This window comes from Brevundimonas sediminis (assembly GCF_048799765.1).
In the GTDB taxonomy this organism is placed as follows: Bacteria; Pseudomonadota; Alphaproteobacteria; order Caulobacterales; family Caulobacteraceae; genus Brevundimonas.
On the sequence record NZ_JBLYQK010000008.1, the window covers coordinates 26,008 to 37,239 of the forward strand.

Here is an 11,232-nt window from a genome sequence, read left to right on the forward strand (position 1 = left end):
AGAACTGCATGCTGCTGGACCGGATGACGGCGGAACTCCGCGGGACGCCGCCCGGCGAGGGTTAGCGTAGCGGCCAATCGTCCGGATTGGCCTTGAGGAAGTCCAGGAACCGTCGCGCCGCGACCTTCATGCCGGGCGTGACGACACCGGGCCCGGCATTGCGCTCGAGGAATTCCGCAAGCTCGGCCTGCGCGCCCCCGCTCAGGTCATACCGCGTCAGCGCCCCTGACAGGACGGCTTCGCAGATGACCTGCAGCTTCTGGAAGACGCTCCGGGATTTCTCTCGAAGGTACAGGGTGTCGAGAAGAAACAGGGAGTTCAGGCTGTCGATCTCATCCGGAGTCAGCGGCCCGCTGTGCTCGATCAGCATGGCCACCAGGGGATAGAGGTCCCCCGGCATGATCTCGAAATCCGGCGCGTCAAAGGGCCCGAGGGAGAGGGTCGGTATCACGGCTAGAGCCCCCTGGAGGTCACCTCGAACGCGCAACAAGTACACGTGATCGAGTATGCCGATCCGGCATCCGTGAATGACAATTCACCAGAACACCATGGACACTTCTTATCAGTTTCGCCGCCTGCCCTGTATTCGGCAAAAGCAGAGTTAGCATAGAAAAATTCCGCCTCAGTGAGGCTTCTATCGTTCTCAGCATTCATACAAGATTATGCTCTCCCCCGACGGCGGATCCACAAACTATCGAACGAGCGTGCCTCCCCGGCTCGTAAGAGCGTTCTCCCGGTTCTGTCCATATACATTGTGCGCCCCCGGTGCAGCCCCCCGTGCTCAAGGACACCGGCTGAGCCCGCGCCTGACCCTGCTGCAAATCGGCAACGCCTCAGGGAAGCCCTCAACCTGAACTAAAGTTCATTGGCATGGACACGCGCCGCCCTCGAAGACAGGCGGGACCGCGAACGGCAACTCCCGGTTTCATCGCTGCAATGCGACGGAAACACGAACGCCGTACGTTTGCCGCTTAGTTCGTTCTCCCCCGAGGCTCCTCGTATGCTGCTTGTGACCACCGCCTTGTCCGGCCTGATGGCCGGCGTGATCCAGACCGCGCCGACCCCGCCGCAAACGCCGCCGCAGCAGACGCCCGCCCCGACGACCGCGCCCGCGGCCGAGGATGACGACGCCTATGACCTCGGCACGGTGTCGGTCACGGCGGCGCGTCCGCGGGGCAGCGTCGACACCGACATTCCGGCGGACGTCACCCTCGACGCCAGCCAGATCCAGGCCTACGGCGCCTCGAACATCGCCGAGCTGATGACCTATCTGGAGCCGCTGACCCGCAGCTCCAGCGGCCGGTCCGACCTGCAGCCCGTCTTCCTGGTCAACGGCCGCCGCATCTCCGGCTTCCGGGAAATCCAGGGCATTCCGACCGAGGCCATCGAGCGGACCGAAATCCTGCCGGAACAGGTCGCCCTGCAGTTCGGCTATCGCGCCGAACAGCGGGTGGTGAATTTCGTCCTCAAGGCCAATTTCAACTCCTTCACCGGCGAGCTGACCGCCCGCCTGCCCGAACAGGGCGGACGGACGACCGCCGAGGCCAAGGGCAATGTGCTGCGTATCAGCGGCGCCAACCGCTGGTCGCTGGACGCCGAGCACACCCGCTCCAGCCCGCTGTTCGAGGCCGAGCGTGACCTGCGCCGTGACCCGGGCGCGACGCCGTACGATCTGATCGGCAACGTCACCAGCGCCGACTACACGGCCGCCTGCGCCGACGATCCGTCCGGCTGCACCGTGATCGACCCGGCGTTGGGCACGGCGATCACCCCGGTCCCCGGCGGGACCGCCAACCCGACCCTGGCGGACTTCGTCGCCGCGGCCTCCGGCGGCGTCCGCACCGGCGATCTGGGCGCCTATCGCACCCTGCTGTCCGAAAGCGACAGCACCACGGTGCGCGGCACCATGAAGCGGGACCTGAACAGCACGACCCAGCTGACTGTCAGCGCCAGCCTGCAGGACTCGTCGAGCCGCAGCTTCAACGGCCTGCCGGGCGTCGCCCTGAACCTGGCCGACACCAACAGCTATTCGCCCTTCTCGGAGGATGTGACGGTCTTCCGCTACCTCGACGACGCCGCCTCGCTGCAGCGCGAGACCGACAGCCTGAACGGCGAACTGGGCGTCGTTCTGGACGGCTATCTGGGCGAGGACTGGCGCTGGACCTTCACCGGCGAGTACGAGCGCACCGAAACCGACACCACCACCGGACGCGGCTATGACGCGAGCCTGTTCAACGCCCGGCTCGCGGCCGATGACGCCACCGCCAACCCCTTCGCGGCCCTGTCGACCGCCGACTTCACCCGCATCGCCAACGACACCGCCAACTCGGTTTCGGAAGTGCTCAGCGCCGAGGTCGTCCTGAACGGCGACCTGTATGAACTGCCCGCCGGCAGCATCTCCTCGACCTTCAAGTTCGGGGCCGACACCCGGTCGCTGGATTCGACCAGCGTCCGCAGCGGCGTCGTCACCGACCGCTCCCAGTCGCGCGACCGGTTCAACGGCCAGGGCACCTTCAACTTCCCGATCGCCAGCCGGCGCGCCGACGTGCTGCCGATGCTCGGCGACCTCTCGGTCAACGCCACGGTGGGCTACGAGGACCTGTCCGACTTCGGCGGCCTGTCCAGCTTCAACATCGGTGTGAACTGGTCGCCGGTCGAGCCCCTGTCCTTCCTGGTCAGCTATGCCGACGAACAGGGCGCGCCCAGCATCAGCCAGCTGAACGACCCCGTCATCCAGAACGTCAACGTTCCGGTCTTCGACTTCGCCACCGGCCAGACGGTGCTCGTCAGCCAGACGACCGGCGGCAATCCCGGCCTGGACGCCGACAACCGCCACGTCTGGCGGGTCGGCGGCACCTGGCGGCCGATCGACGGTCAGGACCTGTCGCTGCAGTCGACCTGGACCTGGAGCGTCACGGACGACTATCTGGCGGCCTTCCCGACCATCACCCCGGACCTCGAGGCCGCCCTGCCCGGCCGCTTCACCCGCGACACCGATGGAAACCTGCTGTCCATCGACGCCCGCCCGCTGAATTTCGACAAATACGAGCGTCAGGACATCCGGACCGGCATCAACTACTCGCGCGCCTTCGGCACGCCCAGCGCGGCGGCCAGCCAGTCTCCCCTGCCGGGCATGCCGGGCGGCGTCCGTCCGCCGGTCGGCGGCCCGATCCGCGTCGAGGGCGGCGGCGGGGGTGGCGGCGGCCGGATGGAAGTCCGCATGGGCGGAGGCCCGGGCGGCGGCCGGGGCCGCGGTCCCAGCATGCAGCCCGGTCAGGGCCGCTGGAACATCTCGCTGTACCACACCGTCCGTCTGCAGGATGAGATCACCATCGCCGACGGCCTGCCCGTCATCGACATGCTGGACGGCGGCGCCACCTCGGCCAACGGCGGCAGCCCGCGCAATGAGCTCCAGCTGATGTCGGGCGTGTTCCGCAACGGCTTCGGCGGCTTCATGTTCGCCACCTGGCGCGAAGGCACCACCGTCAACGGCGGCACGGGCCCGGACATCACCTTCGCCGACCGGACGACGGTGAATCTGAACCTGTTCATGGACCTGAACCAGCGCACGGAGTGGGTCGCCAAATATCCGATCCTGAAGGGCACGCGCATCCAGTTCGGGATCCAGAACCTGTTCGACAGCCGCGCCGAGGCCTCGACCTCGTCCGGCGACCTGCCGCTGAACTACCAGTCGGACTATCTCGACCCGCAGGGCCGGGTGATCAGCCTGACGCTGCGGAAGATCCTGTTCTAGGGTCGAGGGATGAGGGTCGAGGGGCGAGAACGCCGATCCCTCGACCCTCGCCCCTCGAATCTCGACCCTAACCTTCCCTCTTCTTCCCCCATCGCCGCTTCGGCGCCTCGCCCTTCGCCTTGGCGGTGATCTCCTTCAGCTTGCGGCCCTGCATGGCCGACAGCGCCTGACCGGGCGCGCCGAGTTCGGGATCGCCGAAGGCGCGGCCGTGGGTCTTCACCCGCTCGGACACCGAGTCCAGGAACTCGCCCTCCCAGTCAGACAGCGAAACGCCCGCCTGCTCGGCCGAGCGGCGGGCGCGTTTCAGGGCGTTCAGCGCCGCCCGCTGGGCGGCCTTGCGCTGGGCTTCAAAGGGAGATGCCGGCGGCTTGCGCTTCATCTGAGGGCGAGGGCTTGGGAACTAGGGAGTAGGAACTAGGGCGCTGAAGCCAGCTTGGCCCGCGACCGCGCTAATTCCTAATTCCTACGCCCTACGCCCTCAAACTTCGCCGAGCGCCGACAGATACAGGTCCAGGATCGCTTCCTCTTCCTGGCGCTTGGCCTTGTCCTGCTTGCGGATGCGGATGACCTTGCGCAGCGTCTTGACGTCATAGCCCTCGCCCTTGGCCTCGGCGAAGACCTCCTTCATGTCGGTCATGACGGCCTGCTTGTCCTCTTCCAGACGCTCCAGACGCTCGATAATCGAGCGCAGGCGGCCCTGGGCGGTGGCGGTCAGGACGTCGGGCGACGAATCGAAGGCGGCGTCATCGGCCATGGGAGAACTCCGGAGAAAGAAGACGCCCCACCGGTCAACCGAGGGGGCGGTTATCGCCCTCAAGTCGCCCGAAGGGCGGTAGGGCGAAAAGAATGTCGGACGCTAACCACGTCGCATCGCGCGACTCAACGCCGGACGCGAAAAAGGCTGCGGACAAAATCCGCAGCCCTGTTCATTCCAACCTGCGCTCAAGCAGCAGGCGACCGCGTCGCCTGCATTAGCGCATCAAGGCAATCAGCCTTGCTTGGCCTTGAAGCGCGGGTCGGTCTTGTTGATCACGTACACCTTGCCCTTGCGGCGCACGACCTTGCAGTCGCGGTGGCGGGTCTTCAGCGACTTGAGCGAGCTACGGACCTTCATGGTCGTACGTCCTGGGCAAATCAAAACAGAAAAGCCGCGGGCGGACCTGCGGCGGAGCGGTGCGTATAGAGAGGACTCGCCGGGAGGTCAACCGGGAGAGGACGTGTTCCGATAAACGCCCTGAGCCTCATGTCTGCAATGGGTGCGAAGCGGACCGTCAACCTTTCACCCGGAAGGGGTGGTCTGGATTGTCACGGATAAAAGCTTCCACCTCCCTCAGCCGCTCTGGATAGGGGGCCGCCTCCCTCCAGCCTTCATGGTTGATGAAGCGATACCCGGCGCTCCACAAGGAGCTAACCTTGTTCCACTGCTCCTTGTCGGTCTTCCTCGGCGCTTTGAACGCGCGACCCATCCAGTGCAGCGGATCTCCACACTCCGGGCACTTCGCGCTGGAGCGCTCATCAAGCTTCCAAGACTTGCGGCACGCAAAGCAAGCATGGGGCCAATGGCACGGGGCGGACATAGGACAAGTATGTAGGCTGTCGAGAATGCCAGCAACGGCTCGGGAGTGATCGTGGGGATTGTCCGCTGATCGCGCTCAAGCAGCGAGGCTCCACGAGCCGAGCGCTAGCGCCACTAAATATCCAGAGATCGCTCCGCGATCTCTGGAGGCCTGGCCTCCGAGTTGAACGGAGGGTCTGCGGAGTTGCACCTCCGCCGCGTAGCCCCTCCGCCACCAGGCCGTATCAGAGGACCCGGTTCTCCTACGCCCGCGCCCGTCACCGGACCAAAAAGAAAAAGGGTTAATGACGCTGAATGGGGAAGCGCACGGCAACGCTTTCTCCATCCGGGCGCTTTATGGCGAAAGCGGCGACTCGCGCACTTGTTATGAGGGCGCCGCACGTGGGGACACTAGACTCTTGATCATGCGTATCAGCCTCCGCCTTCTCCTGCTCGGAACCGTCGCCGCCTGCGCGCCCATGCTGCCGGAGCCGCCGCCGGTCGCGCCTACGCCCGCGCCGCCAGAGGCGCCCGCCCCGGCGCCGGCTCCCACGCCCGCTCCGCCCGCCGCGCCCGTCGTCGATCAGGCCGGGTTCGAAGGCTGGAAGCAGGGCTTCCTGGCTCGCCACGGCGGCGTCCGTCGCGCCCAGTACGAGCGCGAGCTGGCGGGCCTGACCCCCGATCCGTCCGTCATCCGTCTGGACCGCAACCAGCCCGAGTTCAGCCGCCCCGCCGGCGCCTATGTCCAGAACGCCGTCACCGCCACCCGCATCGCCCAGGCGCGTCAGCGGGTGGATCGCGTGCCGTGGGCCGTGGTCCAGCGCTTCGGCGTCCCGTCGGAAATCCTCGTCGGCATCTGGGCCCAGGAATCCGCCTTCGGCCAGGTCCAGGGCGACTATGACGTCATCCGCTCGCTGGCGACCCTCGCCTTCGACGGCCGCCGCCGCGACTGGGCCGAGGGCCAGCTGAAGAACGCCCTCGACATCGTCATCGACGGCAAGCGCGCCCGCGCGGGCCTGAAGGGCAGCTGGGCCGGGGCCATGGGCCAGACCCAGTTCATGCCGGACAACTACCTGCGTCTGGGCATCGACCAGGACAATGACGGCATCGTCGACATCTGGGGCGACGACGCCGACGCCCTCGCCTCGGCCGCCAACCTGCTGGCCTCCGCCGGCTGGAAGCGCGGCCAGACCTGGGGCTATGAGGTCACCCTGCCCGCCAACTTCGACTACGCCGAGGCCGAGGGCCCCCGCCACAACTGGTCGTACTGGGCCGCCCGGGGCGTGACCCTGGCGGGCGGCGGCCAGCCCAACGCCGCCGAAGCCGCCGAACAGGCGACCATTCTCCTGCCCCAGGGCGCGCGCGGGCCGGCCTTCCTGGCCCTGCCGAACCACTACGTCATCCGCGCCTACAACAACTCGGTCAGCTACGCCCTGGCCATCGGCCTGACCGCCGACGGCATCCAGGGCAAGCCGGCGCTCAGCAAGGCCTGGCCGTCCGACGCCCCCCTGTCGCGGGACCAGCGGATCGGGGCCCAGCGCGCCCTGACCGCCCTCGGCTATGACACCCAGGGCATCGACGGCGTCATCGGCGCGAACACCCGTGCGGCGCTCCGCCGCTGGCAGATCGCCAACGGACGACTGGCCGACGGCTATCTGACGGCTGATCTGGCCGATGAGCTGATCCGCCGGGCGGGGTAACCCCCTCTCCCGACGGGAGAGGGAGCGCACCCCCTACGTCCAAATCTGACGCACCGCCGTGTCACACTACACCCCGGTCTTTGACATCGCGGTCCGTGCAGTTCCCTCCGGGTCGAGCGCACGCTGCCTCCGCCACACAAAATCTCATCGCGGCGCCCCACGCCCGATCCCGGCCTTGCGCCCAGGCGCTCTCTCCGGCGGTTGAACCCGCGCCCCGCACACCCCGTCTCACGGGAAAAGTGCACAATGTGCACTCCATTTTTTCTCGAGTGCACTTTCGGCGTCTTGCCCCGACACCCGACACCCCACACCCCACACCCCACACCCCCACATGATCGTTGTTAACCGCCCCCGTCTTCGGTAGGCGTCTTCTATCCGTCCGCAGGAGCCGCCATGTCCCGCTTTGAAGGCACGTCGAACTATATCGCCACCGACGACCTCAAGATCGCGGTCAACGCCGCCGTCGCCCTGGAGCGTCCGCTGCTCATCAAGGGCGAGCCGGGCACCGGCAAGACGGTTCTGGCCTATGAGATGGCCAGGGCCCTGAACGCCCCCCTGATCACCTGGCACGTCAAGTCGACCACCAAGGCCCACAACGGCCTGTACGAATATGACGCCGTCTCCCGTCTGCGCGACAGCCAGCTGGGCGAGGAGAAGGTCCACGACGTCCGCAACTATCTGAAGAAGGGCAAGCTGTGGGAGGCCTTCACCTCCCCCGTCCGCCCCGTCCTGCTGATCGACGAGATCGACAAGGCCGACATCGAGTTCCCCAACGACCTGCTGCAGGAACTCGACCGCATGGAGTTCTACGTCCAGGAGATCGACGAGACGATCCGCGCCGAGGTCCGTCCCGTGGTCGTCATCACCTCGAACAACGAGAAGGAACTGCCGGACGCCTTCCTGCGCCGCTGCTTCTTCCACTACATCCGCTTCCCGGACGCCGAGACCATGCGGGACATCGTCGAGGTCCACTTCCCCGGCATCAAGGGCCGGCTGGCCTCCGAGGCGCTGAAGACCTTCTATGAAATCCGCGACACGCCGGGCCTGAAGAAGAAGCCCTCGACCTCGGAACTGCTCGACTGGCTCAAGCTCCTGCTGGTCGAGGACATCGACGCCGAGACCCTGCGCGAGAAGTCGCCCAACAAGCTGATCCCGCCGCTTCACGGCGCCCTGCTGAAGAACGAGCAGGACGTGCATCTGTTCGAACGCCTGGCCTTCCTGAACCGCCGCGAAGGCGGCCGTCCGGGCGGCTGACGCCGCGTTCGATCATGTCCAGTCTGCTTCGCAAGGGTCCGGGGGGATCGATGACGACACAGCACCGCTTCCCACCACGGCCCGATATCCGGTCGGGTTTCGTCACGCCCGTTACCGCGATTTCACTGGATTCGGATTTGTCCGGGCGCAGGATGGCTGTGAGTTGAGGATCCGGATCATGCCGCTGAGGCCCTACATCCTGCCCGTCGTCTGCGCCCTGGCCGCCTTCACCGCCGCCTGCGACGATGAGCGCGGGGTGCACATCACCTCCACCCGCACCGAGACCAACGACGCCAAGGGCGTGCTCAACGTGGTGCAGGCCCTGCAATGCCCCCAGACCCTCGGCTCGCTCACCCGCAAGGGCTCGGCGACCAATGAGGGCCGGGTCTGCACCTACGTCGGGCCCAAGGGCGCCGAGGTCACCCTGCAGCTGGTCCCCCTCGACGGGAAGACCCCGCCACAGGTGCTCAAGCCCTTCGAGGACCAGTTGTCCGCCTCCCTGCCCATGGCCCTGGCCGGGCTGAACCGCGCCTCGCCCGCGGGCGACGGGGCCGGCAACGGGGCTGGCGACGGGGCCGACGACGCGCCGTCGGGCGACAGGGCGACGGTCCAGGCGCCGGGCGTCGATATCCGGGCCGAAGGCGACGACGCGACCGTCAGCCTGCCGGGCATGAGGATCGAGGCCCGGGGCGACCAGGCCAGTGTCCGCATCGGCGGTCTTCACATCGACGCCAACGACAGCGACGGCTCGGTGAAGGTCGAGGGCTCGGGCGGCCCCGACGGCGACAACGTCAGCGTCCGCGCCCACAACGACGCCGCCGAAGTCCGCGCCGTCGCCTCGGGCGACGCCACCCGCGTCAGCTGGATGCTCAGCGACAACCGCGCCTCGGCTGAGGGCTGGCGCCGGGTCGGCTACGAGGCCCGCGGGCCGGTCGGCGGCCCCCTGGTCGTCGCCACCATCCGGTCCCGGGACCGCAACGGCGGGCGCGTCTTCGAGGACGCGAAGGAGCTGGTGACCCTCAACGTGGGCGAATAAGCCGGGGATGAACGCCCGTCGCCCTTGATCGCGGCGGCCCTATGCTCCACCACGTCCAGCCGACTGAACTGGATAACGTCTTGGCTTCCGCACCCCGATCCTCGTCCAAAGCGCCCCGCGCCTGGCAGCGCATGCTGTCCGGCCGCCGACTGGACCTGCTCGACCCGTCGCCGTTCGACATCGAGATCGAGGACATCGCTCACGGTCTGGCCCGGGTCGCCCGCTGGAACGGCCAGACGATCGGCGAACACGCCTTCTCCGTCGCCCAGCACTCCTGCGTGGTCGAGGAGATCGCCGCCTACATCAAGCCGGGCCTTGAGCCGAAATGGCGGCTGGCGGCTCTGCTGCACGACGCGTCCGAATATGTGATCGGCGACATGATCTCGCCCTTCAAGGCGGCGCTGGGCATGAACTACAAGGCCTTCGAGGCGCGGCTGGAAAGCGCCATCCATGTGCGCTTCGGCCTGCCGCCCAAGAACCCGGTGGCGATCAAGACCCTGATCAAGAAGGCCGACCGCGCCTGCGCCTTCTTCGAGGCGACCCAGCTGGCCGGCTTCAACCGGACCGAAAGCCTGCAGATCTTCGGCGCCCCGCCCGCCGGCTACGACCTCATCATCGAGCCCCTGCCCGCCCCGGTGGCCCAGCAGCGCTATCTCGAGCGCTACCGGGTGCTGGCCGAGGCCGTCGGCCTGATCTCCGCCCCTGACGCCTGGCACACCGAATAGCCATGGCCGAACAGGGGGTCCGCATCGGCCTGTCGGCCGTGGTCATCGCGCTTCGGGACGGCACGGCCTGTGTCCTGACCACCGGCGGCGACGACGGATCGGCGGCCCTGCCCTTCGGCCCCTTCGACCCGGCCCGGGACCGCACCTTTGAACTGGCCCTGCGCGCCTTCGTGACGGCCCAGACCGGCTTCAGGCTCGGCTATGTCGAGCAGCTCTACACCTTCGGCGACCTCGGCCGGGCCAGTCCCCGGGCGACCCCGGGTCCCGGCCACCATCGCGAGGTCTCGGTCGGCTACCTCGCCCTGACCCCGGACGCCGCCGACCCCGCCCTCGCCGGCGCCCGCTGGACGCCGGTCCTGGACTTCTTCCCCTGGGAAGACCGGCGCGACGGCGCCGCCGCCTGCCTGTCCCGCCTGATCGACGGCCTGCGACTATGGGCCGGTGACGACGCCCGGCGCGGCGGCCGGATCGACGCCCTCTTCGCCGCCGCGCCCGGCCAGCGCTGGAATGAGGGGCAGGTGCTGGAGCGCTACGAGCTTCTCTATGAGGCGGGTCTGGTGGCCGAGGCCGCCCGCGATCAGGAGCGGTCGCCGCCGCCCGCCTCGCCGGGGCTGCAAATGGCCTCCGACCACCGCCGCATCCTCGCGACCGGTCTGGGCCGATTGCGCAGCAAGCTGAAGTATCGCCCGGTCCTGTTCGATCTGATGCCGGAGACCTTCACCCTGTCCGGCCTGCAGGCCGCCGCCGAGGCCGTGGCGGGCCTGTCCCTGCACAAGCAGAACTTCCGGCGGGGGGTCGAACGCACCGGCCTCGTGGCGGCGACCGGCCGCCTGTCCGCCGCCACCGGAGGGCGTCCGGCCGAGCTTTTCAGGGTCGCCGACGGCGACCTGTCGACCGGCGAGGCCCTCGGCCTGCCGCTTCCCGCCCTGCGCTGACGATTTTCCTCAAATCGCCGCTTGCGGCGCACGGCCTCCCCCATTAGAGAAGCCGCTCTCGTTCGACCAATGAACGTTCGGCCCCGCGGAGAGGTGGCAGAGTGGTTGAATGTACCGCACTCGAAATGCGGCGTGCGTGAAAGCGTACCGGGGGTTCGAATCCCCCCCTCTCCGCCACCGGCCCTGCCCCTGAACCCGAACAACTGACCCCGCCCGCCGGGCCCGACGCGCGAGCGTCCGTACACGCGACTGACGTCACGGATCCGCCTGTAG

At 67.8% G+C, this 11,232-nt stretch carries 10 protein-coding genes and 1 tRNA gene; 7 read left to right on the plus strand and 4 right to left on the minus strand.

What is annotated here, in order from left to right:
- Positions 1-61: 61 nt before the first annotated feature.
- A complete protein-coding gene (locus ACLQ7T_RS06635; RefSeq protein ID WP_420478713.1) occupies positions 62-451 on the minus strand; it encodes a hypothetical protein in 390 nt (129 codons plus the stop codon).
- A 549-nt stretch (positions 452-1,000) separates the two neighbouring features.
- Here ACLQ7T_RS06635 and ACLQ7T_RS06640 point away from each other — a divergent pair.
- Complete coding sequence (locus tag ACLQ7T_RS06640) at positions 1,001-3,754, plus strand: TonB-dependent receptor (RefSeq protein WP_420478714.1); 2,754 nt, start codon at positions 1,001-1,003, stop codon at positions 3,752-3,754.
- 67 nt (positions 3,755-3,821) lie between these two features.
- Here ACLQ7T_RS06640 and ACLQ7T_RS06645 read toward each other — a convergent pair whose 3' ends face one another.
- From ACLQ7T_RS06645 to ykgO, 3 genes are all read right to left on the minus strand, one after another.
- Positions 3,822-4,133: a hypothetical protein gene (locus ACLQ7T_RS06645; protein WP_420478715.1), complete on the minus strand. Its 312-nt coding sequence runs from the start codon at positions 4,131-4,133 to the stop codon at positions 3,822-3,824.
- Positions 4,134-4,232: 99 nt separating this feature from the next.
- Entirely contained in the window at positions 4,233-4,508 is a 276-nt protein-coding gene (gene gapR, locus ACLQ7T_RS06650) for a nucleoid-associated protein GapR (RefSeq protein ID WP_420470605.1), read from the minus strand.
- A gap of 234 nt (positions 4,509-4,742) precedes the next feature.
- Complete coding sequence (gene ykgO / locus ACLQ7T_RS06655) at positions 4,743-4,868, minus strand: type B 50S ribosomal protein L36 (protein ID WP_045655953.1); 126 nt, start codon at positions 4,866-4,868, stop codon at positions 4,743-4,745.
- Positions 4,869-5,734: 866 nt separating this feature from the next.
- Here ykgO and ACLQ7T_RS06660 point away from each other — a divergent pair.
- From ACLQ7T_RS06660 to ACLQ7T_RS06685, 6 genes are all read left to right on the plus strand, one after another.
- Positions 5,735-7,009, plus strand: coding sequence for a lytic murein transglycosylase (locus tag ACLQ7T_RS06660; RefSeq protein WP_420478716.1), 1,275 nt, complete (start codon positions 5,735-5,737; stop codon positions 7,007-7,009).
- A 393-nt stretch (positions 7,010-7,402) separates the two neighbouring features.
- Positions 7,403-8,263 carry an AAA family ATPase gene (locus ACLQ7T_RS06665; protein ID WP_420478717.1) on the plus strand — a complete coding sequence of 287 codons (861 nt, stop codon included), beginning with the start codon at positions 7,403-7,405 and terminating at the stop codon, positions 8,261-8,263.
- 178 nt (positions 8,264-8,441) lie between these two features.
- Positions 8,442-9,299, plus strand: a complete 858-nt coding sequence (locus tag ACLQ7T_RS06670) for a methyltransferase type 11 (RefSeq protein ID WP_420478718.1) — start codon at positions 8,442-8,444, stop codon at positions 9,297-9,299.
- A gap of 131 nt (positions 9,300-9,430) precedes the next feature.
- Entirely contained in the window at positions 9,431-10,024 is a 594-nt protein-coding gene (locus ACLQ7T_RS06675) for a YfbR-like 5'-deoxynucleotidase (RefSeq protein WP_420470753.1), read from the plus strand.
- Between the two features lie 2 nt (positions 10,025-10,026).
- Positions 10,027-10,959: an NUDIX hydrolase gene (locus tag ACLQ7T_RS06680; RefSeq protein ID WP_420478719.1), complete on the plus strand. Its 933-nt coding sequence runs from the start codon at positions 10,027-10,029 to the stop codon at positions 10,957-10,959.
- An 87-nt stretch (positions 10,960-11,046) separates the two neighbouring features.
- A tRNA-Ser gene (locus tag ACLQ7T_RS06685) sits at positions 11,047-11,136 on the plus strand.
- Positions 11,137-11,232 lie beyond the last annotated feature (96 nt).